This is a genomic window from Aeromonas rivipollensis (genome assembly GCF_037811135.1).
Classification (GTDB): domain Bacteria; phylum Pseudomonadota; class Gammaproteobacteria; order Enterobacterales; family Aeromonadaceae; genus Aeromonas; species Aeromonas rivipollensis.
The window spans coordinates 635,187-661,025 of the sequence record NZ_CP149130.1; the positions used below are offsets into that span (position 1 = coordinate 635,187).

The following is a 25,839-nucleotide window of genomic DNA, read 5'->3' on the forward strand; positions in this document are numbered from 1 at the left end:
AGATTGGTCTGCCCATATTGGCAAAATTGGTCGGCGTGGCAAGGCCATTTTGTCGCTACATTGGTGGACAAGGAAGTGAAGCAATCCCATTGGCAACACACATTGGTCACAGAAGGAGTCTGCATGTCGGAATACAGCGCCACCATCAGCTGGCAACGAGGGGCCAGCGAGCCCTTTGTCGATCAGCGCTACAGCCGGGCCCATGAGTGGGCGTTTGACGGCGGAGTCAGGGTGCCCGCCTCCTCCTCCCCCCATGTGGTGCCCTTGCCCTTTTCGGTGGCCGAGCACGTGGATCCCGAGGAGGCCTTCGTCGCCTCGCTCTCCAGCTGCCACATGCTGACCTTCCTCTGGCTGGTCGCCAGGGCGGGTTATCTGGTGGAGAGCTACCGGGATGAGGCGGTCGGCATCATGGAGAAGAATGAGCGGGGTCGCCAGTCCATCACCCGGGTCACCCTGCGCCCCAGGGTGCGGTTTGGCGGCGAGCGTCAGCCCGATCTCGCCGCGCTGGAGCGGCTGCACCACCAGGCCCACGAGGAGTGCTTCATCGCCAATTCGGTCAACACAGTCGTCACCACAGAGATAGCGCTCTAATCACAAGGAGGTTCAGGATGAGTCATGTATTGAGTACCGGGGTCGCGAGCCCGCTGGAGGCCAGCGCCTTCTTCGAGGCCCAGTTGAAGTTTCGCACCGATCCGGCGGATCTCGCCGCCGATCTGCTGGCCGGGGAGGCGGCTGAGGGGGGCAGCATAGTGGTCATCGACACTCGCTCCCCGGCGCACTACGCAGAGGGTCATATTCCCGGTGCCATCTCCTTCCCCCATAGCACCATGACCCCGGCGACCACGCAGGGGCTGTCGCGGGACAGGGTCTATGTCTGCTACTGCGATGGCATCGGCTGCAACGGCTCGACCCAGGGGGCCTATAAGCTGGCGGCCCTGGGCTTCAGGGTCAAGGAGCTGATCGGCGGTCTGCACTGGTGGCGCCAGGACGGCTTCGCCGTCGCCACCGGCAGCGAGGCCGGCGTGCTGCTGGAAGGGGGGATCGCCTGTGCCTGCTGAACCCATCCTCAACGATCATGGCCAGCCCCTGGGCGAGTCTCTGCCCGACTGGCGTGGCGCCGAGTTCCCCCCTCACCGGGTGCTGAGCGGCTGGGGCTGTCGCCTGGAACCGCTCGACCCCGAGCGCCACGGTGGCAGTCTGTGGCAGGCCTTCAGTGCCGACAGCGGGGCCATGTGGACCTATCTCACCAGCGGTCCCTTCGAGGATGAGGCGGCCATGCTGGCCTGGCTGCGAGGAGTCGCCACCAGGGGCGATCCCCAGTTCTATGCCATTGTCGATGAGAGGAGCGGCCGGGCGCTGGGGCTTGCCAGCTACCTGCGCATCGACCCCGCCGCGGGCAGCGTGGAGGTAGGCTGGCTGCACTTCTCGCCAGCCCTGCAGCAGTCGCGGCTGGCGACGGCGGCCATGGCGTTGATGATGGCCAATGCCTTCGCCCTGGGCTATCGCCGCTACGAGTGGAAGTGCAATGCCCTGAACCGGCCCTCTTGGCAGGCGGCGCTGCGTCTCGGCTTTTGCTATGAGGGGACTTTCCGCCAGGCACGGGTGGACAAGGGACACAGCCGGGATACCGCCTGGTTCTCGGTAATAGACGGCGAATGGCCAGCCCTCAAGGGCTGTTTCGAGCGCTGGCTGGCGGATGCCAACTTCGATGAACAGGGGCGCCAGCGGCTGCGGCTCTCCGAGCTGACAGCCGCCTGCCGGGTGAAACCATAAGCCTCTGGTCCCTTGGGCCTGACTGGCAACACGAGAGAGGCCCCGATTGCTGGGCCTCTCTCGTGCTGGATCTTGCTTAACGAGTGGGCCTACTCATGGTGCTCGCCTATGGGAGCGGCTATCCACTGCAGAAGGCGGATCATGTCCTCTGGGGCCACTCCGACCGAGAGGCCGCGCTTGCCGCCGCTCACCAGTATCTCGTCAAACCCCATGGCGGAGTCGTCCAGCACCGTTGGCAGCAGCTTCTTCTGGGCCAGCGGGCTGATGCCCCCCACCTTGTAACCGGTCAGCTTCTCGGCGTCGGCCGGCTTCATCATCTCCACCTTCTTGAGCCCGGTGGCCTTGGCGAGCTGCTTGAGGCTGCACATGCCGGAGGAGGGGACTATGGCGACCACCGCCTGCTTGTCGTGGTGGGCCAGCAGGGTCTTGAACACCTGAGCCTGGGGCAGGCCGAGCTGGGTTGCTGCGTGCTTGCCGAAATCGTCGTGGGCCTCGCACTCGTAAGGGTAGAGCTTGTGGGGGATCTTGAGCTTCTTCAGCAGGTTGATGGCGGGTGTCATGGGGTCTCCTCGGGCCGAAACAAGGCCAGACAGTCTGCGCCCGGGCGGCGGGCATGGCAAGTGGCCCTCCTCGATGGCGCTCATCTCGTAGGGGCCCAGATTAGCGAAACGGCCGCTTCACACCTATGATCTGGGGCTGTCTCTCTCTGCCTATACCGGCTGTGATCAGGTGTTGGCGATCGAAAGGAATCCTGGCCATGAATACCCCGGTAAACAGCTTCGTCGACATGGGTACCCTGGGGCGTTATGACGCCCTTGCCAGGCTGACCGCCCTGGACCGTGCCTATGGCATAGCCGAGTTCGATCTCGATGGCCGCATGGTGTCGGTCAATGAGTTGTTCTGCGGCCTCCTCGGCTATGCGTCCGAGGAGCTGATAGGTCAGTCCCACCTGTTGCTGCTTCCCCCCGAGCAGCAAGGGGGGCAGGATAGCTTCTGGCAGGGGGTGCTCAGCGGCGAGATCCGCTCCGGGTCATTTCGCCGCATCATGGGCGGGGGCGGCAGTGTCTGGATCCACGCCACCTACATGCCCATCACCAACGAGGCGGGGACCCTGCTCGGGGTGATCAAGCTGGCCCACGATATCACCCCAGAGGTGCTGGCGGAGCAGCGGGTCGAGCAGCAGAGCCAGTTGTTCGACATAGTGGTGGCCGCCCACCAGAGCTTTCTGCTCGATCGCAATCTCGGCTCCGCCTGCGACACCGTCTTCGAGCGACTGTTGAGCGTGAGCCAGAGCGCCTATGGCTTCATCGGCATCATCCAGTACGAAGACGAGCGCCCCAGCCTCTACATCCCCTCCATCTCCAACATCTCCTGGGATCAGGCCACCCACGCCTGGTACGAGCAGCAACGCCAGAGCAGAGGGGGGCTCATCTTCAACAAGCTCGACAATCTGTTCGGCCACGTGGTCACCCACAACACCCTGGTGTGCTGCAACGATCTGCCGAGTCATCCGGCGAGTCGCGGCGTATCTCCCCGCGGTCATCCCCATCTGGACAGCTTTCTCGGCATCCCCATACGCCACAAGGGGGAGGCCATCGGCATGATAGCCCTGGCCAACCGCCCGGGCGGCTTCGACGAAACCCTGGTGAGCTTGCTGGAGCCGCTCACTACGGCCCTGGGCACCCTGATCCACGCCCGCAATCTGGAGGACGAACGCAACCACATGGAGCGGGTGCTGCGCTTCAATGCCGAACACGACTTTCTCACCAAGCTGCCCAACCGCAGCAGCTTCTTCAGTCAGGCCAATGTGCTGCTCGAGCATCTTCAGCGTCATCCGGCCGAGGGGGAAGCCTGTTGCCTGGCCCTCATCGACATCGACTTCTTCAAGCAGATCAACGATGAGCATGGCCACCTTGCTGGGGATGCCGTGCTCGAGGAGCTGGCCCGTCTGCTGATGCAGGCGGTGCGCAGCCAGGATCTGGTGGCGAGGTTCGGCGGGGAGGAGTTCATCATGCTGCTGCGCGGCACCACCCAGGAGGAAGCCCATGCCATCATGGAGCGTACCCGCCAGCAGATAGAGCAGCACACCTTCTCCCATCAGCACCAGGCAATGGTCGTCACCATCAGCGTGGGTCTCACCCCCTATCAGACAGGGTATCGTTGCATGGACGACTGGCTGCTGTGCGTGGATCAGCGCCTCTACGAGGCCAAGCGCCGGGGACGCAACCGTATTGCCTAGGGCCTGTGGCCAGCAGGGGACAGGGGATCCATGCAACGATAAAGGGCGCCATATAGGTGTAGGCGCCATTTCTCATTATGGATACAAATGGGCTCTCTGTAATGTACTGACCAAATGCAGTCGCTATGTATTTTTAAACTATAGTGAGCATTTTAATCTAGCTTGGATAAGGCCGGACTATTTTCGCCTATAACATATTTAGTGCAATGGTGCTAATCGATTACATTAGATAGCAACTCAATCTTAACATATGAAAGATGTCGAATAGAATTTATTCGGAGGATGCTTTTTGGAGGTCTGATTGTTCAACCTCTTGAGTTTGAATTCTAATATTTGAAATTAGTGGCTTATTAAAAAAATAAAACCCAAAAAATATTGCTGCGATCGGTAACCCTAATGCAATTCTTTTTGACCATATGAAAGTAGGTTCGCCTTTCTTAACCCGCTCCCACTCATATTTTAGTAGCTGTTGTGCAACGTTTCGGATTTCAGATATTTTACTCCTTAACTCATCCCAATTAGCTGTTTTGGCACATTCATTGGCTGCCAGTAGGGCCTCTTTCAGATTTTTCTGGTGAGGTGATGCATCAGATGGGTTAAGTCTTAAAAGAACTCGTGTGTAAGCTGAGGCAGTAGAGGTAAGGAGGTCTTTCAGATCTTTATCTGAAAACTCTGGTTCCTGGCCGCGAGTTTTAGCACGGGATCTTTTTTCTTGGATATCTACCATTGTTATCAAGTTCCCACAAAAATCAGCAAGATCATTTCTAAATGAATCAATCCATGATTGCCTGAATTCAGAGATTTTTTGATCTTTAGATAAAACAAGATTAATAAATGAAAAGGTTCCGGCTATTACAGATGCAGAAACAACGCCTACAGGTATAAGTGCACTTGCTGGGATTTCTAACATAAATATCCTTGTTTATTAGTTAACAATGTGAAGCGATTAGTATGTTGATCGCTCGTTAGATAATTTGTTTTCGTTCGCTTCTAGATACTTTCTACAACAGTTTTATTTATAAATACGCATCAATTTATTTGTGATTTCATATTAATTTCGACGGGGTGTAATATTTTTTTTGAATTGTAATTTATTATATCCATATCTGATGATTTTTCTACCGACAATCCATGTGAAAGGGCACCAATTAATATGGTGCCCTTTGTCATTGATGGGGGGGCCATCAACCCGTGTTGCGCATGCCTGCGGCTATGCCGGCTATGGTGACCATCAGCGCCTGATCCAGCTCGGGGTGCAGGGTCTCCGGGTTCTTGCGCGAGCGACCAAGCAGCTCGACCTGCAGCACGTTGAGCGGGTCTGTGTAGGGGTTGCGCAGCTTGATGGACTCCTTGATCCAGGGCTGGTCGTCCAGCAGGTCACCCTGCGGGCGCAGCTCCAGCACCACCTGGATGGAGTCGGCAAGCTCCTGACGCAGCTGTTTGCCGAGGGCCCACAGCTCTTGCGGCACCAGACGGGTGTCGTAGTACTCCGCCAGCCAGAGGTCGGTCTTGAGGAACACCATCTCCAGCATTTCGAGGCGGGTGCGGAAGAAGGGCCACTGGCGGCTCATCTCGTCCAGCACGCTCTTCTGGCCGTCATCTATGGCCTGCTGCAGCCCCTTGTGGGCACCGAGCCAGGCTGGCAGCATCAGCCGGTTCTGGGTCCAGGCGAAGATCCAGGGGATGGCACGCAGGCTCTCGACACCGCCGTTGGGCTTGCGCTTGGCGGGACGGGAACCGAGGGGCAGCTTGCCGAGTTCCATCTCCGGGGTAGCGGCGCGGAAGTAGGGCACGAAGTCCGGGTGGCCGCGCACTATGCTGCGGTAGTGATCGCAGGAGACGGTAGCCAGCTGCTCCATCACGGCGCGCCAGCACTCCTTGGGCTTGGGCGGCGGCAGCAGGTTCCCCTCCAGCACGGCGCTGGTGTAGAGGTTCAGGCTGTGGATGGCCACCTTGGGCAGGCCGAACTTGAAGCGGATCATCTCCCCCTGTTCGGTGACCCGCAGGCCACCGCGCAGGGATCCCGGCGGTTGGGACAGGATCGCCTGATGGGCGGGGGCGCCGCCGCGACCGACGGTGCCGCCACGGCCATGGAACAGGGTGAGGCGGATGTTGTTGGCTTCAGCCAGCCCCACCAGGGATTCCATGGCGGCGTACTGGGCCCAGCCGGCGGCCATCATGCCCGCGTCCTTGGCGGAATCCGAGTAGCCGATCATCACGTACTGGCGACCCTGGATGTAGCCGCGATACCAGTCCACCGACAGCAGGCGATCCATCACGGCGGTGCCCGCCATCAGGTCTTCCTGGGTCTCGAACAGCGGTGCGACCGGCATGCGGAACTTGCAGCCGGCTTCCTTCAGCAGCAGCTGCACCGCCAGGACGTCAGAGGGGGCGCCGGCCATGGAGATGATGTAGATGCCGAACGCATCGGGGTCGTGACCGGCGATCACCCGGCAGGTATCTATGGTCTCGCGGGTCTCGTCGCTCGGTGCCCAGTCGGTGGGGATCAGCGGGCGGCGGGAGTTCAGTTCGTTGAGCAGGAAGGCCTGCTTGTCGTCCTCGCTCCACTCGGCGTAGTCCCCCATGCCGAGGTAGCGGGTCAGCTCGGAGAAGACCTGACCGTGACGCTCACCATCCTGGCGGATGTCCAGCTTGACCAGATGGATGCCGAAGCAGGCCAGTTTGCGCAGCACATCCAGCAGCATGCCATCGGCGATGTTGCCCATGCCGCAGGCGTGCAGAGAGTGGTAGCAGAGTTCCAGCGGCTCGCGCAGCTGGGCCGTGGTCTTGATGAGATCGCGGCTCTCGCTCGCCTGACCCTGCACCTTGGCGGTGAGGAACTCCTGGGTCTCGCGCAGCGCTTCGCGCAGCTCGCGCACCAGGGCGCGGTAGGGCTCGGGGTTGTCACCGACCCGGGCGCGCAGGGCCTCGGTACAGTCGGCCATGGAGAGCTCGGAGGTGAGCTCCTTGATGTCCTTGTAGAACAGGTTGACCGCCATCCAGCGGCCCAGCTCCAGCACCTCGGCGGTCACCTTGGCGGTGACGAAGGGGTTGCCATCGCGGTCACCGCCCATCCAGGAGGTGAACTTGACCGGCGCGGCATCCAGCGGCAGCCGCACACCCAGGTGGTGTTGCAGACGCTCGTCCAGATTGCGCATGAATTCGGGAATGGCCGGCCACAGGCTGTTTTCCACCACGGCGAAGCCCCACTTGGCTTCGTCCACCGGGGTCGGGCGCTGTTCGCGGATCTCGTTGGTGTGCCAGGCCTGATTGACCAGCTGTTCGATGCGATTGAGGATCTTGTCCCGCTCGCGGGGCAGCAGATCGGAGAGCTCCAGCGCTTCCAGGCAGTCGTTGAGCTGGACATGCTTGTGGATCAGGGTACGACGGGTCACCTCTGTGGGGTGAGCGGTCAGCACCAGATCGATGTCCAGCTCGCGCACCGCCTGGATGATGGCCTCCTGGGAGAGGTTGGATGCCTTGAGCTTGGCGAACATCTGCTCAAGCGGGTCCGGCGTGCACTCCTGCTCTTCGCAGCGACGGGAGATGGTGTGGAACTGCTCCGCCACGTTGGCCAGATTGAGGAACTGGCTGAAGGCGCGGGCCACCGGCAGCAGCTCGTCATCGGAGAGGGTACGCAGGGTCTCGAGCAGGCGTTCCCGGTCTGTCTCGTTGCCCTTGCGGGAGGACTTGGCCAGTTGACGAATGGTCTCAATCTTGTCGAGGAAGGCTTGACCCTGATGATCCTTGATGGATTTACCCAGCAGTTGGCCCAACATGCCTACGTTGGCCCGTAGTGCGGCGTACTTTTCGTTCATTCCACATCCTTATTTTTGTTGGTGCCCCTTGACCTTCCGGGGGGAGAGGCAGCCTCACTTATTGTTGTGCGATTACAACATATGCTCCGTCATCTTAGGGGGACAATCTACCCAGATTGTCTGCGCAAGGTCAAATAACAAGCCGATTCAGAACATGTATTTCCCTCACCTGTCCCTGGGCGGCTTGTCATGTAACTTACTTACATTCCCGTCGAGCTAGACGCAGAAACGCCGGATCAGGTGCTGCAGCACCGCCGTGGTCGGTTTGACGAACGACAGATCCAGATACTCGTCCGGCTGATGGGCCTGGGTGATATGGCCCGGGCCCATCACTATTGTCTGGCATCCCAGCTGCTGGATAAAGGGGGCCTCGGTGCAATAGTTCACGGACTCGGCGGCGCGGCCACTCGCCTTCTCGGCTTCACGTACCAGATCTGAGCCATCCTCGCAGGCATAGGCCGGGATGGGTTCGTGCAGGTGCTGCAGGTGCAGGCAACCCGGCTGGTGGATTTCGATGGGAGAGAGCGCCTCTTTCAGCATGCCCATCAGCTCATCCGGCCCAACTTGCGGGGTGGGCCTCATGTCGATGTGCAGCTCGCAGCAGCCGCAGATGCGGTTCGGGCTGTCGCCCCCCTGGATGTAGCCCAGGTTCAGGGTGGGTTGCGGCACGGCAAAGCGGTGGTCGGCGTAGCGCTCCTTGAGATCCCGCTGCAGCTTGAGCACCTGGCCCATGGCTTTGTGCATGATCTCCATGGCGTTGACCCCGTTGGCGGGATCCGAGCTGTGGCCGCTCTTGCCCGTGATGCGGATCGCCTCCGACATGTGGCCCTTGTGAGCCACCACGGGCACCAGGCCGGTGGGCTCACCTATCACCGCATAGTCGGGTTTGATCTCGGCGGCCGCGGCGATGGCACGGGCCCCCGCCATGGTGGTCTCCTCGTCGGCTGTGGCCAGGATGCGCAGCGGCTTGCGGAGCGTCTTGAGATCGACCTCCTTGAGCGCTTCCACTATGAAGGCGAAGAAGCCCTTCATGTCGATGGTGCCGAGCCCGTACAGGCGGTTGCCCTCCTCGGTCACCTTGAAGGGATCCTTGCTCCAGCCCCCCTCGTCGAAGGGCACAGTATCGGTGTGGCCCGCCAGCAGCAGGCCGCCTTCCCCCTGGCCATAGGTTGCCACCAGGTTGAACTTGCCCGGCAGATCGGGCAGCGCCGTCACCTCGCACTGGAAACCCAACTGGCCGAACCAGTCGGCCAGCAGCCGGATCACCGCCTCATTGCTCTGATCCCAGCGGGGATCCGTGCTGCTGATAGAGGGAATCGCAATAATATTCTTATAAAGTGAAAAAAAATCCAGATTGGCCATCAGCTGCTCCTTGCGTCCCCGGAGTGTTTCTGTTAGAAAATACAAATGCAAAGTGAGTGCATGAATATTCTGTTCGAGCGCTCATCAACAAGGCTTCTAGTTGTAAGGGAAAGTTAATGTTCTGTCACCTGATCTGTAACCGACGACGCATATCCGCCTGAATTGCCCCTCCGCACTCGTTGCATCTAAGGGGCGATAGCCGACCCCTTGCACCGCAGCACCACGCTGTGAATTTCGAACCCAGACTTGGAATACTCAAACATGCTCAATACCGTTATCGTCGGTGCCAGTGGCTACGCGGGGGCCGAACTGGCCGCACTGGTCCAGAACCATCCAGAGCTCAAGCTGTTCGGCCTCTATGTGTCGGCCGGCAGCCAGGACGCACACAAGCGTTTCTCTTCTCTACATCCCCAGTGGGTCGGTGAGCTGGATCAGCCGCTGCTGCCGCTGGACGAGGACGGCATGACCCGGATCCTGACCCAGGCCGATCTGGTGCTGCTGGCCACCGCCCACGAGGTGAGCGCCGAGCTCGCCCCCAAGTTTCTGGCCAAGGGGCTGCCGGTGTTCGATCTCTCCGGTGCCTTCCGGGTCAAGGATCAGGGGTTCTACTCCTCCTTCTACGGCTTCACCCACGAGAGCGAGCAGTGGCTGGAACAGGCCGTCTACGGTCTGGCTGAGTGGAATGCCGATGCCATTGCCGCCGCCCGGCTGATTGCGGTGCCCGGCTGCTACCCGACCGCGTCGCTCTGCGCCCTCAAGCCGCTGCAGCAGGCCGGTCTGATTGCCGAGGGATGGCAGCCCATCATCAACGCTGTGTCCGGCGTCTCCGGGGCCGGTCGCAAGGCCGCCATCAACACCAGTTTCTGCGAAGTGAGCCTGAGCCCCTACGGCACCTTCAATCACAGACACCAGCCGGAGATCAGCCACCACCTCGGCAAGGGGGTGCTGTTCCAGCCCCACCTTGGCAACTATGTGCGGGGCATACTGGCCACCATCTATGTGCAACTAGCGGATGGCGTGACGCAGACCCAGGTGGATCAAGCCTATCTCAAGGCCTATGAAGGCAAGCCCCTGGTGCGCCTCACCGGCCAGATGCCCTCCATACGTGGCGTGGCCAATACCCCTTACTGCGACCTCGCCTGGCAGCAGCAGGGCAACATGCTGGTGGTGGTCTCCGCCATCGACAACCTGCTCAAGGGTGCCGCCTCCCAGGCTATGCAGTGCATAAATATCAAGTTTGGTTTTGAACCGGCCACCGGCCTGATTTAACGCTTTAAGGAAGGATCGAGAAGATGGACAAGCAGACGCTGGTAATCAAGTTGGGTGGTGCCCTGATCGAGAACGACGAGGCCCTGACCGCCCTGTTCGCTACCCTGAAAACCTTCCTGGACGATCAGCACCGTCCCCTGGTGCTGGTGCACGGTGGTGGCTGCCTGGTGGATGACCTGCTCAAGGGGCTGGGGATGACCTCCACCAAGAAGAACGGCCTGCGGGTCACCCCGTTCGAGCAGATCCCCTTCATCGCCGGGGCCCTGGCGGGCACGGCGAACAAGATGATGATGGCCAAGGCCATCGCCACCGGCATCCCTGCGGTGGGTCTCTGTCTCGCCGACGGCGGCCTCTGCCAGGTGACCCAGCTCGACCCGGATCTCGGCGCCGTCGGTGACTGCCAGCCGGGCAACCCGGCGCTGGTGGCTGGTATCCTGGGGCAGGGCTTCCTGCCGGTAGTGAGCTCCATCGGCATCACCGCAGATGGCCAGCTGATGAACGTTAATGCGGATCAGGCGGCCACCGCCATTGCCGAGGCTCTGGGCGCCGATCTGGTGATGCTCTCCGACGTGAGTGGCATTCTGGATGGCAAGGGCAAGCTGGTGCCGCAACTGGACAAGCAGAGCGCGCTGGACCTGATGGAGAAGGGCGTTATTACGGACGGCATGGCGGTCAAGGTGAAGGCCGCACTGCACGCCGCAGAGACCCTGGGCAAACCTGTCTGTGTCGCCAGCTGGCGCTACCAGGATCAACTGCTCAAGCTGCTGGCGGGCGGCGCCGTCGGCACCCAAGTCACCCTCTAACCCTGGCCGGAAAAAGGAACATCCGATGCAACATCTTCTGAAAGACAGCGACTTGAGCAAGGCACAGATCGAGGCGCTGATCGCCCTCGGCAAATCGGTCAAGGCCGATCCGAAGAAGTACGGCCAGGCCCTGGCGGGCAAGAGCGTGGTCACCCTGTTCGAGAAGCCGTCCCTGCGCACCCGGGTCACCTTCGACATCGGCATCGCCCGGCTCGGCGGTCACAGCGTCTACCTGGATCAGCAGAACGGCGCGCTCGGCAAGCGGGAATCGGTGAAGGATTTCGCCGCCAACCTGTCCCGCTGGTGTGACGCCATCGTCGCCCGGGTGTTCGATCACCAGACCCTGGTCGAGCTGGCTGAGCATGGCTCCGTGCCGGTGGTGAACAGCCTGTGCAACCTCTACCACCCCTGCCAGGGGCTGGCGGACTTCATGACCATTGCCGAGCACTACAGCGATCTCTCCAAGGTGAAGCTGGCCTACCTCGGCGATGGCAACAACGTCAGCCACTCCCTGCTGCTGCTGGGGGCGACGCTTGGCACCGACGTGACCCTGGTCTGCCCCAAGGGCCATGGCCCGGACACCCAGATCTTCCTGCAGGCCCAGGCGCTGGCGGCGCAGTCCGGTGCCCACATCAATATCAGCGATGACGTGGGCGCCATCGAAGGCTTTGACGTGGTTTATACCGACACCTGGGTCTCCATGGGTGACAACACACCAATGGAGCAGGTAAAAGATATCTTCATGCCTTATCAGATCAACCAGGCCCTGCTCGATCGCACCGGCATCCAGCATGTGCTGCATTGCCAGCCGGCGCACCGGGAGCTGGAGATCACCTCGGAGGTCATGGACGGACCAGCCTCCCTCATCATGGATGAGGCAGAAAACCGGATGCATATCCAGAATGCCGTGCTGCTGACCCTGCTAGGTCATAAATAAGCCGGCGACCGACCCTGAATCACAACCTTATCGAATCATCACGGAGAGAAGTAAATGAGCGGAATCAACAAGATCGTACTGGCTTACTCGGGCGGACTGGATACCTCGGCCATCATTCCCTGGCTGAAGGAGAACTACGATGCGGAGATCATCGCCTTCGTCGCCGACGTCGGTCAGGAGCGTGACGATCTGGAAGGGATCGAGCAAAAAGCCATCGCCTCCGGCGCCACCAAGTGCATCGTCAAGGATCTGCGGGAAGAGTTCGTCAAGGAGTACGTCTATCCGACCCTGAAGACCGGCGCCGTCTACGAAGGCACCTACCTGCTGGGTACCTCCATGGCCCGTCCCATCATCGCCAAGGCGATGGTGGAAGCGGCCCTGGCGGAAGGCGCCGACGCCATCTCCCACGGCTGTACCGGCAAGGGCAACGATCAGGTGCGTTTCGAAGGCGCCGTGGCCGCCCTGGCCCCGCAACTGAAGGTGATCGCCCCCTGGCGTCTGTGGGACATGCGTTCCCGGGAAGATCTGCTGGCCTATCTGGAAGCCCGCGACATCCCCTGCAAGGCAACCCTGAAGAAGATCTACAGCCGCGATGCCAACGCCTGGCACATCTCTACCGAGGGTGGCGAGCTGGAGAGCACCTGGAACGAGCCGTCCGAAGCGGTCTGGCAGTGGACTGTTTCTGCCGAGCAGGCACCGAACGAGCCGGAATTCGTCAAGCTGACCGTGGCCCAGGGTGAAGTGGTGGCGGTCGACGACCAGCCGCTGACCCCGCACCAGATCCTGATGACCCTGAACGAGCGTGCCGGCAAGCATGGCGTGGGCCGCATCGACATCACCGAGAACCGCATGGTGGGCATGAAGTCCCGTGGCTGCTACGAGACTCCGGGTGGCACCGTCATGGTGGCGGCACTGCGCGCCGTGGAAGAGCTGGTACTGGACAGACCGACCCGCGCCTGGCGCGAGAAGCTGGGTGCCGAGTTCTCCCACCTGGTCTATGACGGTCGCTGGTTCACCCCGCTGTGCAAGGCCATTGTCGCCTCCGCCAACGCCATCGCCGAGGATCTCGACGGTGAAGTGGTGCTGAAGATGTACAAGGGCCAGGTCACGGCAGTGCAGAAGAAGTCGCCGAACAGCCTCTACTCCGAAGACTTCGCCACCTTCGGCGCCGACGAAGTGTACGACCAGAGCCACGCAGAAGGCTTTATCCGTCTCTACACCCTGGCGAGCCGGATCCGCGCCATGAAGGAGCAGCATCAGGCCATCGGCGGTGACCATACCCACGGTTGATCTGAAGACATGACCCGTTGATACCGGTGAGGGGGCTTTGCCCCCTCCTTTATAAACGGCGCGTTGTACCTTCGCTCAGCACGGGGAGGGCGACGAGAGCGGCTGCGCCTTGGCCGCTTCTGTGAGATAACAGGCTCGCAGAAAAACAGGGCACGATTTCAGGCTCGGGGGCCAAAGCGCCACCGACAACGCATTCAAGGAGAGCAGTATGGCACTTTGGGGTGGACGCTTCAGTCAGGGAGCCGATAGCAGGTTCAAGCAGTTCAACGATTCGCTGCGGTTCGATTACCGCCTGGCAGAGCAGGATATCCAGGGCTCCATGGCCTGGGCCAAGGCGCTGGTGAAGGTGGGCGTGTTGACCGCCGATGAGCAGGGCAAACTGCAGCAGGCGATGGAGGTGCTGCTCGCTTCGGTGCAGCAGGATCCCCAGCAGATCCTGAGTTCGGATGCCGAAGACATCCACTCCTGGGTCGAGGGCAAGCTCATCGATGCCGTCGGCACCCTGGGCAAGAAGCTGCACACCGGCCGCTCGCGCAACGATCAGGTCGCCACCGACCTCAAACTCTGGTGCAAGGCCCAGGGCGAGCTGCTGCTCGGCTCCATCACGGCGCTGCAACAGGGGCTGGTCGCCTCAGCCCGTGCCAACCAGGCCGCGGTGCTGCCGGGTTACACCCACCTGCAACGGGCCCAGCCGGTCACCTTCGCCCACTGGGCGCTGGCCTATGTGGAGATGCTGGAGCGGGATCACTCCCGTCTGCAGGATGCCCTGAAGCGCCTCGACACCAGCCCGCTCGGCTGCGGCGCCCTGGCGGGCACGGCGTACGCCATCGACCGGGAAGCGCTGGCGCTGGACATGGGCTTCAGTGGCGCGACCCGCAACAGCCTGGATTCGGTCTCCGATCGGGATCACGTGGTTGAGCTGATGCACGTGGCGTCGCTGTCCATGGCCCACCTGTCCCGCTTTGCCGAGGATCTTATCTTCTACAACACCGGCGAGGCGGGCTTCGTGGAGCTCTCCGATGCGGTCACCTCCGGCTCTTCCCTGATGCCCCAGAAGAAGAACCCGGACGCCCTTGAGCTCATTCGTGGCAAGACAGGCCGGGTGGTCGGCGCCCAGATGGGCATGCTGATGAGCCTGAAGGCGCTGCCGCTGGCCTACAACAAGGACATGCAGGAAGACAAGGAAGGGCTGTTCGATGCCCTCGACACCTGGCACGATTGCCTCGACATGGCGGCCCTGGTGCTGATCGATCTGAAAGTGAATGGTGAGCGCACCAGGGCGGCGGCCCAGGGCGGTTACGCCAACGCCACCGAACTGGCGGATTACCTGGTGGCCAAGGGGATCCCTTTCCGCGAGGCGCACCATATCGTCGGTGAAACCGTGGTCTACGCCATCAGTGTGAAGAAGCCGCTGGAGGAGCTCTCTTTACCTGAGTTCCAGCGCTTCAGCCCTGTGGTGGGGGAGGATGTCTATCCGAACCTGGAGCTGGAGGCGACCCTGGCCAAGCGGGTCGCCAAGGGCGGCGTCGCCCGCGAGCAGATAGACGCTGCGCTGGTCGCCGCCGAACAGTGGTTGGCCAAGCGCGCCAGCTGAAATGCAGCGGCCAGGGCCCCATGAGCAGAAAACGGCAACCTCGGGGTTGCCGTTTTTTTATGTGCCCTATTGTGCGGGCGGGTCTGCGGCTATGCCAGCAAGGGTCGAGAGTCCTCAGCCCTTGCTGGCACTGGCCTGATGCACGGCATCGGTGAGCAGGGCCTGCAACTGGTGCTCGGCCTCATTGGGTTCATTGCCCGCCCTCAGCAGGGCGATCCCCAGGGTGCCCGGCGATGGCAGCACATCGGTCAAGGGGGATAGGGTGGCTGGCATGCCTAGGGTGGAGCGCACCGTGAGCCCGAGCCCTGCCTGCAAGGCCGCCCAGATCCCCGCCAGACTCTGGCTGGTGAAGGCGATGCGCCAGGGGATCCCGGCCTCGTCGAGGGCCCGGATGGCCCGTGATCGCATCAGGCAGGGGGCATCGAAGACCACCAGGGGCAGAGGCTCCCCCCTTGCCAGCAGAGGGGCGAGCCCCCAGTCCGGGTGTGCTATCCATTGCAGTGGCACCAGGTCGATGAGCCGGGCATCCATGGCCTCATCTTGTGGCTGCCAGGTCAGGGCCATGTCGAGGCTGCCCTCCCTGATCCCCTTTGTCAGCGGCCCATTGCGATCGATGCGGGTCGTCATCCGCAGCCCGGGGTGCAGGCGACAGAAGGGCCCCAGCACAGCCGGCAGCAAAGACTCGCCAAAGTCCTCCTGTACTCCCAGCCTGATCTCTCCTTGCAGCAACTCCCCCTTCAGGGCGCGCATGGTCTCGTCATTGAGATCCAGCAGCCTTTTCCCATACCCCAGCAGCAGCTCGCCCTGGGGGGTCGGGACCAGGTGGCGCCCGCTGCGAGCGACCAGCGCTGTGCCGCATTGCTGTTCGAGTTTTTTCAACTGGGCGCTGACTGCCGAGGTGGAGCGGCACAGTCGCTGCGCCGCCAGTGCAAAGCTGCCGCACTCCATGCCGACGACATAGCTGCGCAGGGCATCGAGATCCAGGTTCAGGGGAAGGGGTGTCATAATTGTCCTGATAATTAGGATTATCGGTCTTTGATATTTCGATTTTCTAAATTGTAGCAGTGGGAGAGAGTGGCTTCACCATCCAAGGAGATTGCCATGACCCATCCTGTTCTTGATCGTGACGACCTGGCGCTGGTGGCGCCGAGACTATCCCAGCTGGCAAAAGAGACGCTGTTTGGCGATATCTGGCAGCGGCCCGCCTTGTCAGCGCGCGAGCGCAGCCTGATCACCCTGGCCATACTGGCGTCGCTGGGGCGGGTGCAACAGCTGCCCTGGCACATAGCGTTCGCCCAGCAAAACGGCCTGACACGGGATCAGCTGGAGGAGCTGTTCACCCATCTCGCCTTCTACGCCGGCTTGCCTGCGGCGGTCACCGCCGTGAGCCTGCTGCCCGCCCGCGAGGAGGCCAACCCATGCCGCTGACCCGTATCACGGTGCGCGAGGGGATGAGCGACGCGCGCCTGCAACAGCTCTCCGCGCTCTATCACCAGACCCTGGTGGAGGTGTTTGATGTGCCGCTGGAGGACAAGTTCCAGATCCTGGAGGCCTTGCCGGCCAGGGCCCTCGTCTATCACCCCCACTACCAGACCGGCCGCCGGGACGGCGACTTCATCCTGTTCCAGATCCTGGCGGGAAAGCCGCGCAGCACAGTGGTCAAGCAGCGGCTCTATGAGCGGCTTGCCGAGCGCCTGCATGTGGATTTGGGCATCCATCCCGATAACCTTATGGTGGTGATCCAGTTGAACGGCAGCGAGGAGTGGAGCTTCGGACGGGGTCTGATGTTTCGGCCGGAGGTGAGCTTATGATCGCCATGCACTACAGATTCACCCTGCTGGCGGACTACGACATGGCGCTGATCGAGCAGCGGATCGCCAGCAATGGCGCCAGACTCGACGGCTTCCCCGGCTTGCTGTTCAAGGCCTATCTCTATGGCCGCCATGACGAGGCCGCGCTGCCATGCCGGGAGAATCGCTATGCCCCCTTCTATGTGTGGCAAAGCGCCGATGCGATGCGCAGCTTCATTGTCAGCGAGGGCTTCGCGGCACTCACCAGGCAGTTTGGCTGGCCCCATATCGAGACCTGGCATCTGCTGTCAGCCCCGCAGATGGAGGAGCTCGAGCAGGCCAGGGTGGCCATCTTGCGGCGCACTCCCATTGCCCCCCATTCCAGCCTGGCCGAGCTGCGCACCGGGGCCATGCTGAGCGGCTGGGACCTTTCCCGCTGGCAGTGGCTGGAGGTGGATCTCCTGCCATCGCTCCCACAAGTGATGCCGGCAGGAGCCGATGCCTATCACATCGGCTATCTGGCCAAAGGGAGCCCTTTGCCCTGAACGGGTGACAGCGGCTATCCGGTGGCGGCCAAGGCTTTCTTCGGTGGCGCTCGGCAGGCAAACTCTAGATGATGCTTTCCCCCATGGGAGCATCTCGATGGGTTTAGTACGGACACACCACCACGGATAAAGGAGCCTGCATGTACCTGCCACCCCATTTTGCCGCCACCGACCCCGCCTCTTTGCATCGGCTGATGCGCGCTTATCCCCTGGGGGCCCTGGTCACCCAGGGCGAGCAGGGGCTGGATGCCAACCACCTGCCGTTCGAGTTAGATGCCGATGAGGGGGAGCATGGGATCTTGCGGGCCCATGTGGCGCGTAACAACCCGCTCTGGCAGGAGGTGAAGGAAGGGCAGGAGGTGCTGGTGATCTTCAGGGCCGTCGAGGGCTACATCTCCCCCAACTGGTATCCGAGCAAGCAGGAACATCATAAGCAGGTGCCCACCTGGAACTATGCCGTGGTACACGCCCACGGTCGCATCCGGGTGCGGGACGATGCCCGCTTCGTGCGTCGCCTGCTCGCCACCCTGACCCGCACCCAGGAGGCTGCCGAGCCCGCTCCCTGGAAGATGGCGGACGCGCCGAGAGACTATATCGAGGCCATGGTGCAGGCTGTGGTAGGCATAGAGATCGAGATCGATCAGCTGGTCGGCAAGTTCAAGCTGAGCCAGAACAAGGAGAAAGAAGACAGGGAGGGCGCCATCCAGGGGGCCCGTGAGCGGGGCGGAGAGGCGCTGGCTAATGCCATGCAAGAGAGCATGCCAGAGGGCATGTCGCCTGCCGCAGCGCCTGCGGCAGACTAGCCGCGCCGCCCCGGAGTCTGGGGTTCGAACGAATAAAAGCAACGGCAACTTTGGTTGCCGTTGCTTTTATTCCCGCTCCCGCGCCTGCTGCCTTGGCTTTTCGTCAGGGGGGCTGTGCGGGGAGCCGGTCTCCTGCTAGTTGCCCGGCGGCATCCCTATAGCTCGTCGAAAGGACGGCGCTTCTCCTGCTCCAGCACTATGGCCTCCAGGTTGGCGACCCGCTCCTGCAACTCCCTGATGATGAGATCCTGCTTGCCGAGGCGATCCGTGATGCGGGCATCCCCCAGCTGGTAGCGGGCGCGTTTGCCAAGATAGCCGAACAACACGCTGATAAAGACGATCAGGACTATGCCTGTCCACAGACTCATGAATGACTCCTTGCCTATACCTGAACGAGAGGGCTCACCTCCCTGTCTTCCGTTGTCTCATACCCGCCCTTGGGCGGCAATGCCCGCCTGGTTATCTTCTGTCAGCGCCGGACTGCCCGGGGGGTCAGCGTCTGTCAAGGATAATGCCTGGATGTGATGGCACCTCTGGCATTAGGCCGTGACTGGAAATGGAATGTGCTGGCGATGACGCTGTTTTTTGCCGCGAGTAAATATGGATGCATGTTCGCGAAAAGCTTGCGGTCGATCATCCATGCACATTATTCAGTATGTTATTGATGGAGTCCTCTTTTAATAAATGCCTGTCACCTGATGTCGATGATACGTATCAGACCGGGCATCATTGTGAGGTCATCATATGGAAATAAGAAGGCTGGAGAGCGGTGACGAGAATATCTGGTTCAAGGCGTTATCCATACTGCTTGCCGATACAGATGAGGGAACAGTAAAAGCCTCTCTGGAGGATATTGCCGCCGCTATTTCCGATGATCGCTGTTATCTGCTGGTTGCCTTGCATGACGATGAACCTGTCGGGCTGCTCAGTGCGTACCGCTTTCCCGACGTCAGAACAGGAGGTAGCCTGGCATATCTTTATGATATTGAGGTGATGGATGAAAAAAGAGGGTGTGGCATAGGAAAAGGGTTGGTCAATACCCTGATTGCCTGCTGCACGCGCGATGGTGTCAGACTGGTTTGGGCCGGGACCGACATGGCAAATAAAGCCGCACGACAGACCTTTGTGACGACCGGCGGGAAGGTAGAAGGCGACGCTTATGTTGAATATGAGTGGGATAGGCTGGATGACGCCATGTCACCGGCATGTCCGTCTGCTTCACCGGTCTACGCCTTGACCGAACCATCGTCATCATGACCTGTTGCCATCAAGAGCCCGGGTATTACTTTTTTCCAGAATGTGTGAACTGCTTCTTCGAGTGCTGACCGGGCCGGCAACAATATAGACCTGTCCTAACGATGGCGAGATGTTGGAAATTATCTTGTCGAACTGATATTGCAGTCTGACACTAAAATAAGAAAGGTTGATGATTGATGTTGAAATTCTGGTCATCAATGAATTTCTACTATTTTTAATATAAGGCCCCTCTTTGAGGGGCCTTTGGGGGCGTTATGCCGTTTAGATATTAGTAATAAATCGCAACGCGACACATCACTCTATTGCTTAGGGTCGCTGTAGATTCACCAATATACCCATCACTCATACGGACGGTTGGTTCTCGACCATCGATAGAGGTTTTAGTAGTGTATGCCCAATAGGTTGAGCCCATAGAGTAGTTGTTGACAATGAAGTAATCTGCGGCTCCCCACTCAGAAAATAATGCACCTACCTGTCGAATCCTCAGACCCAATGACACTTCACTCACAGGGGGGATTCTAGAGTTGCTATCACGTGAGTTACACCACCACGAAGCCGTCGTACCAGAGCTTTTATATGGATACTGACTATACGTATGAACGAAGAACCAGTGGCGTAACGCAAAGGTATAGGTTAGAGGTGCCCCCCCCGAGGTGGGGACTGCTGTGATGGTGACTGGGGTTAGCATTCTTACTGGTGCTGAATGATCCTCTGAAGTAATACGAACATTTCCGTCGTTGTCTACCGAAACCCATTCCACATTACTGCTCCAGGTGTACTCGCTCGGCGCACTGGGGGTATTCAGGGTAAATTCCGCCCCATGAAACCCCGTGGTCGGGAACCCGGCATCGACCGCAAACGTGAAGTCATTGACGGAAATATCTTCAAACTCCCCGAAAAGAGGGTTGACGACATTGACCGTCACCCTGTCACTGGTCACGCCATCCAGGCTGGCACTGATCTCTGTGGTGCCTTCTTCCACACCGGTCAGCAGGCCGCTGATCACGGTGGCCGTGGCGGTGTCATCGGACAGCCAGGCGACGCTGCCGGTCACATCCGCCGTGGTGCTGTCGCTGTAGGTGGCGGTGGCGGTCAGCTGCTGGGTCTGGCCTTTGCCGACCGACACGCTTGGCGGCGTGATCTCGATGGCGGTGAGGACGGCATCGGTGACGGTGACCTGGGCTGTGTTGCTGGTCACACCATCCAGGCTGGCGGTCACTTCCGCGGTGCCCTGCTCCACACCGGTCAGCAGGCCGCTGATCACGGTGGCCGTGGCGGTGTCATCGGACAGCCAGGCGACGCTGCCGGTCACATCCGCCGTGGTGCTGTCGCTGTAGGTGGCGGTGGCGGTCAGCTGCTGGGTCTGGCCTTTGCCGACCGACACGCTTGGCGGCGTGATCTCGATGGCGGTGAGGACGGCATCGGTGACGGTGACCTGGGCTGTGTTGCTGGTCACACCATCCAGGCTGGCGGTCACTTCCGCGGTGCCCTGCTCCACACCGGTCAGCAGGCCGCTGATCACGGTGGCCGTGGCGGTGTCATCGGACAGCCAGGCAACGCTGCCGGTCACATCCGCCGTGGTGTTGTCGCTGTAGGTGGCGGTGGCGGTCAGCTGCTGGGTCTGGCCTTTGCCGATCGACACGCTTGGCGGCGTGATCTCGATAGCGGTGAGGACGGCATCGGTGACGGTGACCTGGACTGTGTTGCTGGTCACGCCATCCAGGCTGGCGGTCACTTCCGCGGTGCCCTGCTCCACACCGGTCAGCAGGCCGTTGGTGGTCATGGTGGCCGTGGCAGTGTCATCGGGCAGCCAGGCGACGCTGCCGGTCACATTGGCCGTGGTGTTGTCGCTGTAGGTGGCGGTGGCGGTCAGCTGCCGGGTCTGGCCTTTGCTGACCGACACGCTTGGCGGCGTGACCTGGATGGCGGTAAGGACGGCATCGGTGACGATGACCTGGACTGCGTTGCTGGTCACGCCATCCAGGCTGGCGGTCACTTCCGTGGAGCCCGCAATCCTGCCGGTCAGAATACCAGTGGTGGAGACAGTGGCCGTGGTGATGTCGGCTGGCAGCCAGGCGACGCTGCCGGTCACATTGGCCGTGGTGTTGTCGCTGTAGGTGGCGGTGGCGGTCAGCTGCCGGGTCTGGCCTTTGCTGACCGACACGCTTGGCGGCGTGACCTGGATGGCGGTAAGGACGGCATCGGTGACGGTGACCTGGACTGCGTTGCTGGTCACGCCATCCAGGCTGGCGGTCACTTCCGTGGAGCCCGCAATCCTGCCGGTCAGAATACCAGTGGTGGTGACGGTGGCCGTGGTGATGTCGGCTGGCAGCCAGGCGACGCTGCCGGTCACATTGGCCGTGGTGTTGTCGCTGTAGGTGGCGGTGGCGGTCAGTTGCCGGGTATGGCCTTTGCCGACCGACACGCTTGGCGGCGTGACCTGGATGGCGGTGAGGACGGCGTCGGTGACGGTGATCTGGATTGTGTTGCTGATGATGCCATCGTGGCTGGCCGTGACGGTGGTTGTCCCTGCGTCTCTTGCAGTGAGTGCACCTGATGCCGAAAGGGTGGCGATCCGGTCGTCACTGGAATGCCAGCTTGTCTCACTCGTCAGATCCTTGACCGAACCATCGCCGTAATGACCCGTTGCAATAAAGGGCTGGTTATTGCCTTTTGCCAGGATGAGTGAACTGCTTCCTCGAGTGCTGACCGGGCTGGCAACAATATGGATCCGTTCTAACGATGGGGAGGTCTCGGGGGTGGAATCCTCTGAGCCACCACTACAACCCAATAATAAAAATGAAAAAAGCAGGGCGACATATGACTGTAATATCTTTGTCATAGGTAAAGTCCTCCAGGTTTATATTTCTGGCGCAAGCCTTGAAGGGCTCGCATGAATTTATGTGCGTCGTGATAGTCAGGCTGGAAATCATGTTTTTGATGGGGGTGTTTATATGCCCATTCACAACATCTGATTTCAATCAGAGCAGCGTTAATTGCCTGGTGTTGGTTGGCGGATGGTGGCCGCCAGTAATCTATTCACTGTCGAGACGTTTATTTACTGGGGGCGCAGGACGGTGTTGTGTTGCAGATGCCCAAGCGCACGGATATAGCTGGCGCTTGCGCGCCAGCAACAAAAGCTAAATATCCTTACGAACACAGGCCACGTGGTTGCTGACGGTATCGTCGGCCTGGCTGACGGAGGTACCGTTGTTCATGTAGGTGTGCCAGTGGCCGCCTAGCCCGCTCATCTCGCTGGCCCAGTAGAGGTTCGTACTACCGCCACATCGGCCGAGCAGGGGCCACCCGTGAACATCACACATGTCGTAATTGGACTGACTGAGCTCCGTTACAGATGAGCTCTGAATAAACAGGTTTTGGAGCTCGACTCTGGTTGGCAGGCGAGCCGCTGGGTTCATTCCTTTGCAATAGGCATCGGCATCGTTCCAGTTACGTCCAATCGTGTCAGGAGTAGTGAAAAACGCCAGGGGTGGCTTAACCTCCACCTCGGCAGTCGCACTGAAGGATTGGCCATTGGCCTCACCGGAGGCGGTGATGGTGACGGTTCCAGCGGACACACCGGTCACCCTGCCTTTGTCGGCGCCACTGCTGCTGACGGTGGCGACGGCCGGGTCGCTGGAACTCCAGCTCACGGCGTTATCCGCGGTCACATCGAGTACCTTGCCATCAGAGAGCATGGCTTCCCCTTTGAGCTGTTCACTCAAGCCAACCGGCAGGGAGGAAAACGCGGGGGTGATTTGTACCTGGGTCACGTCGAGGTTGGTGATGGTCACCTCGGCGGTGGCGCTGAAGTGCTGACCGTTGGCTTCACCGGAGGCGGTGATGGTCACAGTCCCTGCGGACATGCCGACCACCAGGCCTTTGTCGGGACCACTGTTGAAGATGATGGCAACGAGCGGGTTGCTGGAGCTCCAGCTCACGGCATCGTCAGCGGTGACATCCAGCAGCAGCATCGACTGATGACCATCGTACAGAAGGGCTTCCCCTTTGAGCTGTTTACTCAAGCCAACCTGCAGGGAGGAAACTGCAGGGGTGATCTGTACCTGGGTCACGACGAGATTGGTAATGATCACCTCGGCGGTGGCGTTGAAGTGCTGGCCATTGGCCTCTCCGGAGGCGGTGATGGTGACAGTCCCTGCGGACACGCCGGTCACCATGCCTTTGTCTGGACCACTGTTGCTGATGGTGGCAACGGCCGGGTCGCTGGAACTCCAGCTCACGGCATCGTCAGCGGTGACATCCAGCACCTGACCATCAGACAGAATGACTTTCCCTGTGAGCCGTTCACTCCAGCCTGCCGGCAGGGTGGAGGCGGTGGGGGTGATTTGAACTTCCGTCACAACCGCATGTGTGATGGTCACTTTGGCAGTCGCGCTGAAGTGCTGGCCATTGGCCTTACCGGCGGCGGTAATGGTGACAGTGCCCGTCGATACGCCGGTGACTATGCCTTTGTCGGCACCACTGCTGCTGATGGTGGCAACGGCTGGGTCGCTGGAGCTCCAGCTCACGGCATCGTCAGCGGTGACATCCAGCACCTGGCCATCGGACAGAAGGGCTTCCCCTGTGAGTTGTTCACTCAAACCAACCGGCAGGGAGGAAACGGCGGGGGTGATTTGTATCTGGGTCACAACCGCATTGGTGATGGTCATCTTGGCGGTGGCGCTGAAGGATTGACCATTGGCCTCACCGGAGGCGGTGATGGTGACGGTTCCTGCGGACACGCCAGTCACCCTGCCTTTGTCGGCGCCACTGTTGCTGACGGTGGCAACGGCCGGGTCGCTGGAGCGCCAGCTCACAACGTCGTCAACGGTGACATCCAGCACCTGACCATCGGAAAGAAGAGCTTCCCCTGTGAGTTGTTCACTCAAGCCTGCCGGGAGGGAGGAAACGGCGGGGGTGATCTGTACCCGAGTCACGACGGCATTGATGATGGTCACCTCGGCGGTGGCGCTGAAGTGCTGGCCATTGGCCTCACCGGAGGCGGTGATGGTGACGGTTCCTGTGGACACGCCGGTTACCCTGCCTCTGTCGGCGCCACTGCTGCTGATGGTGGCGACGGCCGGGTCGCTGGAACGCCAGTTCACGGCATCGTCAGTCGTGACATCCAGTACCTGACCATCGGACAGAATGACTTCCCCTGTGAGTTGTTCACTCAAGCCTGCCGGCAGGGAGGAAACGGCGGGGGTGATTTGTACCTGGGTCACAACCGCATTGGTGATGGTCACCTCGGCAGTCGCGCTGAAGGATTGGCCATTGGCTTCACCGGAGGCGGTGATGGTGACGGTTCCTGCGGACACGCCGGTCACCCTGCCTTTGTCTGGACTATTGTTGCTGATGGTGGCAACGGCCGGGTCGCTGGAGCGCCAGCTCACAACGTCGTCAGCGGTGACATCCAGCACCTGACCATTGGAAAGAAGAGCTTCCCCTGTGAGTTGTTCACTCAAGCCAACGGGCAGAGAGGAAACGGCGGGGGTGATCTGTACCCGGGTCACGACGGCATTGGTAATGGTCACCTCGGCAGTCGCGCTGAAGGATTGGCCATTGGCTTCACCGGAGGCGGTGATGGTGACGGTTCCTGCGGACACGCCGGTCACCCTGCCTTTGTCTGGACTATTGTTGCTGATGGTGGCAACGGCCGGGTCGCTGGAACGCCAGCTCACGGCATCGTCAGTCGTGACATCCAGCACCTGACCATCGGACAGAATGACTTCCCCTTTGAGTTGTTCACTCAAGCCAACGGGCAGGGAGGAAACGGCGGGGGTGATCTGCAATCCAGATATGGAGATATCTGGCGGTATTACAGTGGATGAGTCATTGTTATTACCATTACAACCCAGTAATAAAAATGAAAAGAATAGGGCGACATATGACCGTAACATCTTTGTCATAAGCAAGGTCCTCTAGGTTTATATTTTTGGAGCAAGCCTGGCAGGGGCTTGGGCAATCATAAACAGGGGCGAGTTACAGCTATGCAAGGATGTGGAAAGTACGTATGACGATCTTTAAGGCGGCTGTGTTTGGTAACTCTATAACGTGATCAAATAATAACCCGCGAAATTAATCGCGACCAGTATTTTAAAAAATGTACTTTCATTATGTCTTTATGCTTGTGTTCAGTATGAATGAATTATGAATGAAATTATTTATATCCTCATCTGAAATATCTTGTAACAAATTATATTGTTCGATGCATTCAATGCGCTCCTTTATTCCCCTGGCTTTGATGAACTGACTCTTAATATATATTGCCAGTTTCCCCTCTGACATATTTTGATACAATTTTTTGGGTGCTATTCCCAATCGGTTATTCATGTCCTGGGCCCTCCATATTGATGGTG

Annotated in this window: 22 protein-coding genes; 14 read left to right on the top strand and 8 right to left on the bottom strand. The window is 60.2% G+C overall.

Translation table 11 applies throughout. The features are described 5' to 3' along the window. The first annotated feature begins 123 nt into the window (after positions 1-123). From WIR04_RS03040 to WIR04_RS03050, 3 genes are read left to right on the top strand one after another with little or no spacing between them, the layout of a single operon-like run. Positions 124-591: an OsmC family protein gene (locus WIR04_RS03040; protein WP_338890370.1), complete on the top strand. Its 468-nt coding sequence runs from the start codon at positions 124-126 to the stop codon at positions 589-591. Positions 592-608: 17 nt separating this feature from the next. Further along, positions 609-1,058, top strand: coding sequence for a rhodanese-like domain-containing protein (locus tag WIR04_RS03045; RefSeq protein WP_025328316.1), 450 nt, complete (start codon positions 609-611; stop codon positions 1,056-1,058). Beyond that, positions 1,048-1,773 carry a GNAT family N-acetyltransferase gene (locus WIR04_RS03050; protein ID WP_025328315.1) on the top strand — a complete coding sequence of 242 codons (726 nt, stop codon included), beginning with the start codon at positions 1,048-1,050 and terminating at the stop codon, positions 1,771-1,773. The genes WIR04_RS03045 and WIR04_RS03050 overlap by 11 nt, the downstream gene beginning before the upstream one ends. An 89-nt stretch (positions 1,774-1,862) precedes the next feature. Here the strand turns inward: WIR04_RS03050 and ybaK are convergent, their stop codons facing one another. Next, positions 1,863-2,333: a Cys-tRNA(Pro) deacylase gene (ybaK, locus tag WIR04_RS03055; protein WP_025328314.1), complete on the bottom strand. Its 471-nt coding sequence runs from the start codon at positions 2,331-2,333 to the stop codon at positions 1,863-1,865. A 197-nt stretch (positions 2,334-2,530) separates the two neighbouring features. Between ybaK and WIR04_RS03060 the strand changes: the two genes are divergently transcribed. Beyond that, positions 2,531-4,012: a diguanylate cyclase gene (locus WIR04_RS03060; protein ID WP_338890374.1), complete on the top strand. Its 1,482-nt coding sequence runs from the start codon at positions 2,531-2,533 to the stop codon at positions 4,010-4,012. A gap of 271 nt (positions 4,013-4,283) precedes the next feature. Here the strand turns inward: WIR04_RS03060 and WIR04_RS03065 are convergent, their stop codons facing one another. The 3 genes from WIR04_RS03065 to argE all read right to left on the bottom strand — a co-directional run bounded on the left by WIR04_RS03065 (position 4,284) and on the right by argE (position 9,192). Then, entirely contained in the window at positions 4,284-4,922 is a 639-nt protein-coding gene (locus WIR04_RS03065; protein ID WP_338890376.1) for a hypothetical protein, read from the bottom strand. Between the two features lie 274 nt (positions 4,923-5,196). Continuing rightward, positions 5,197-7,830, bottom strand: coding sequence for a phosphoenolpyruvate carboxylase (gene ppc, locus WIR04_RS03070; protein WP_338890378.1), 2,634 nt, complete (start codon positions 7,828-7,830; stop codon positions 5,197-5,199). Between the two features lie 216 nt (positions 7,831-8,046). Continuing rightward, positions 8,047-9,192 carry an acetylornithine deacetylase gene (gene argE, locus WIR04_RS03075; RefSeq protein ID WP_338890380.1) on the bottom strand — a complete coding sequence of 382 codons (1,146 nt, stop codon included), beginning with the start codon at positions 9,190-9,192 and terminating at the stop codon, positions 8,047-8,049. A gap of 261 nt (positions 9,193-9,453) precedes the next feature. Between argE and argC the strand changes: the two genes are divergently transcribed. The 5 genes from argC (at position 9,454) to argH (ending at position 15,085) form a co-directional block, all read left to right on the top strand. After that, positions 9,454-10,461 (top strand): N-acetyl-gamma-glutamyl-phosphate reductase, encoded by a 1,008-nt coding sequence (gene argC / locus WIR04_RS03080; RefSeq protein ID WP_338890382.1) that lies wholly within the window; start codon positions 9,454-9,456, stop codon positions 10,459-10,461. Between the two features lie 23 nt (positions 10,462-10,484). Then, positions 10,485-11,264 (top strand): acetylglutamate kinase, encoded by a 780-nt coding sequence (gene argB / locus WIR04_RS03085; RefSeq protein ID WP_338890383.1) that lies wholly within the window; start codon positions 10,485-10,487, stop codon positions 11,262-11,264. A 25-nt stretch (positions 11,265-11,289) separates the two neighbouring features. Continuing rightward, positions 11,290-12,201 carry an ornithine carbamoyltransferase gene (locus WIR04_RS03090; RefSeq protein WP_338890384.1) on the top strand — a complete coding sequence of 304 codons (912 nt, stop codon included), beginning with the start codon at positions 11,290-11,292 and terminating at the stop codon, positions 12,199-12,201. Between the two features lie 54 nt (positions 12,202-12,255). Then, positions 12,256-13,491, top strand: coding sequence for an argininosuccinate synthase (locus WIR04_RS03095; protein WP_338890386.1), 1,236 nt, complete (start codon positions 12,256-12,258; stop codon positions 13,489-13,491). Between the two features lie 208 nt (positions 13,492-13,699). Beyond that, on the top strand, positions 13,700-15,085 hold the full coding sequence (argH, locus tag WIR04_RS03100) for an argininosuccinate lyase (protein ID WP_338890388.1): 1,386 nt from the start codon (positions 13,700-13,702) through the stop codon (positions 15,083-15,085). A gap of 114 nt (positions 15,086-15,199) precedes the next feature. On the opposite strand, the gene WIR04_RS03105 is transcribed toward argH, so the two are convergent. Further along, positions 15,200-16,090 carry a LysR substrate-binding domain-containing protein gene (locus WIR04_RS03105; protein ID WP_338890390.1) on the bottom strand — a complete coding sequence of 297 codons (891 nt, stop codon included), beginning with the start codon at positions 16,088-16,090 and terminating at the stop codon, positions 15,200-15,202. A 96-nt stretch (positions 16,091-16,186) separates the two neighbouring features. On the opposite strand from WIR04_RS03105, the gene WIR04_RS03110 reads away from it, so the two are divergent. From WIR04_RS03110 to WIR04_RS03125, 4 genes are all read left to right on the top strand, one after another. Next, complete coding sequence (locus WIR04_RS03110) at positions 16,187-16,513, top strand: carboxymuconolactone decarboxylase family protein (RefSeq protein WP_338890392.1); 327 nt, start codon at positions 16,187-16,189, stop codon at positions 16,511-16,513. Beyond that, positions 16,504-16,896: a tautomerase family protein gene (locus WIR04_RS03115; protein WP_338890395.1), complete on the top strand. Its 393-nt coding sequence runs from the start codon at positions 16,504-16,506 to the stop codon at positions 16,894-16,896. The genes WIR04_RS03110 and WIR04_RS03115 overlap by 10 nt, the downstream gene beginning before the upstream one ends. Then, positions 16,893-17,420: a DUF4865 family protein gene (locus WIR04_RS03120; RefSeq protein ID WP_338890397.1), complete on the top strand. Its 528-nt coding sequence runs from the start codon at positions 16,893-16,895 to the stop codon at positions 17,418-17,420. The genes WIR04_RS03115 and WIR04_RS03120 overlap by 4 nt, the downstream gene beginning before the upstream one ends. Positions 17,421-17,560: 140 nt before the next feature. Next, positions 17,561-18,223, top strand: a complete 663-nt coding sequence (locus WIR04_RS03125; protein WP_338890399.1) for an FMN-binding negative transcriptional regulator — start codon at positions 17,561-17,563, stop codon at positions 18,221-18,223. A 155-nt stretch (positions 18,224-18,378) separates the two neighbouring features. Here the strand turns inward: WIR04_RS03125 and WIR04_RS03130 are convergent, their stop codons facing one another. Then, positions 18,379-18,591, bottom strand: a complete 213-nt coding sequence (locus tag WIR04_RS03130; protein ID WP_025328300.1) for a hypothetical protein — start codon at positions 18,589-18,591, stop codon at positions 18,379-18,381. Between the two features lie 376 nt (positions 18,592-18,967). On the opposite strand from WIR04_RS03130, the gene WIR04_RS03135 reads away from it, so the two are divergent. Then, positions 18,968-19,480, top strand: a complete 513-nt coding sequence (locus WIR04_RS03135) for a GNAT family N-acetyltransferase (protein ID WP_338890402.1) — start codon at positions 18,968-18,970, stop codon at positions 19,478-19,480. A 268-nt stretch (positions 19,481-19,748) separates the two neighbouring features. On the opposite strand, the gene WIR04_RS03140 is transcribed toward WIR04_RS03135, so the two are convergent. Beyond that, entirely contained in the window at positions 19,749-22,322 is a 2,574-nt protein-coding gene (locus WIR04_RS03140; RefSeq protein ID WP_338890404.1) for an Ig-like domain-containing protein, read from the bottom strand. Positions 22,323-22,620: 298 nt separating this feature from the next. Continuing rightward, positions 22,621-25,389 carry an Ig-like domain-containing protein gene (locus tag WIR04_RS03145; protein ID WP_338890406.1) on the bottom strand — a complete coding sequence of 923 codons (2,769 nt, stop codon included), beginning with the start codon at positions 25,387-25,389 and terminating at the stop codon, positions 22,621-22,623. Between the last annotated feature and the right edge of the window lie 450 nt (positions 25,390-25,839).

Excerpts from the sequence above, each read along its gene's own strand:
- WIR04_RS03040 (WP_338890370.1), top strand. The coding sequence starts at position 124 with ATGTCGGAATACAGCGCCACCATCAGCTGGCAACGAGGGGCCAGCGAG.
- WIR04_RS03045 (WP_025328316.1), top strand. The coding sequence starts at position 609 with ATGAGTCATGTATTGAGTACCGGGGTCGCGAGCCCGCTGGAGGCCAGC.
- ybaK (WP_025328314.1), bottom strand. The coding sequence starts at position 2,333 with ATGACACCCGCCATCAACCTGCTGAAGAAGCTCAAGATCCCCCACAAG.
- WIR04_RS03060 (WP_338890374.1), top strand. The coding sequence starts at position 2,531 with ATGAATACCCCGGTAAACAGCTTCGTCGACATGGGTACCCTGGGGCGT.
- WIR04_RS03065 (WP_338890376.1), bottom strand. The coding sequence starts at position 4,922 with ATGTTAGAAATCCCAGCAAGTGCACTTATACCTGTAGGCGTTGTTTCT.
- ppc (WP_338890378.1), bottom strand. The coding sequence starts at position 7,830 with ATGAACGAAAAGTACGCCGCACTACGGGCCAACGTAGGCATGTTGGGC.
- argE (WP_338890380.1), bottom strand. The coding sequence starts at position 9,192 with ATGGCCAATCTGGATTTTTTTTCACTTTATAAGAATATTATTGCGATT.
- argC (WP_338890382.1), top strand. The coding sequence starts at position 9,454 with ATGCTCAATACCGTTATCGTCGGTGCCAGTGGCTACGCGGGGGCCGAA.
- argB (WP_338890383.1), top strand. The coding sequence starts at position 10,485 with ATGGACAAGCAGACGCTGGTAATCAAGTTGGGTGGTGCCCTGATCGAG.
- WIR04_RS03090 (WP_338890384.1), top strand. The coding sequence starts at position 11,290 with ATGCAACATCTTCTGAAAGACAGCGACTTGAGCAAGGCACAGATCGAG.
- WIR04_RS03095 (WP_338890386.1), top strand. The coding sequence starts at position 12,256 with ATGAGCGGAATCAACAAGATCGTACTGGCTTACTCGGGCGGACTGGAT.
- argH (WP_338890388.1), top strand. The coding sequence starts at position 13,700 with ATGGCACTTTGGGGTGGACGCTTCAGTCAGGGAGCCGATAGCAGGTTC.
- WIR04_RS03105 (WP_338890390.1), bottom strand. The coding sequence starts at position 16,090 with ATGACACCCCTTCCCCTGAACCTGGATCTCGATGCCCTGCGCAGCTAT.
- WIR04_RS03110 (WP_338890392.1), top strand. The coding sequence starts at position 16,187 with ATGACCCATCCTGTTCTTGATCGTGACGACCTGGCGCTGGTGGCGCCG.
- WIR04_RS03115 (WP_338890395.1), top strand. The coding sequence starts at position 16,504 with ATGCCGCTGACCCGTATCACGGTGCGCGAGGGGATGAGCGACGCGCGC.
- WIR04_RS03120 (WP_338890397.1), top strand. The coding sequence starts at position 16,893 with ATGATCGCCATGCACTACAGATTCACCCTGCTGGCGGACTACGACATG.
- WIR04_RS03125 (WP_338890399.1), top strand. The coding sequence starts at position 17,561 with ATGTACCTGCCACCCCATTTTGCCGCCACCGACCCCGCCTCTTTGCAT.
- WIR04_RS03130 (WP_025328300.1), bottom strand. The coding sequence starts at position 18,591 with ATGAGTCTGTGGACAGGCATAGTCCTGATCGTCTTTATCAGCGTGTTG.
- WIR04_RS03135 (WP_338890402.1), top strand. The coding sequence starts at position 18,968 with ATGGAAATAAGAAGGCTGGAGAGCGGTGACGAGAATATCTGGTTCAAG.
- WIR04_RS03140 (WP_338890404.1), bottom strand. The coding sequence starts at position 22,322 with ATGACAAAGATATTACAGTCATATGTCGCCCTGCTTTTTTCATTTTTA.
- WIR04_RS03145 (WP_338890406.1), bottom strand. The coding sequence starts at position 25,389 with ATGACAAAGATGTTACGGTCATATGTCGCCCTATTCTTTTCATTTTTA.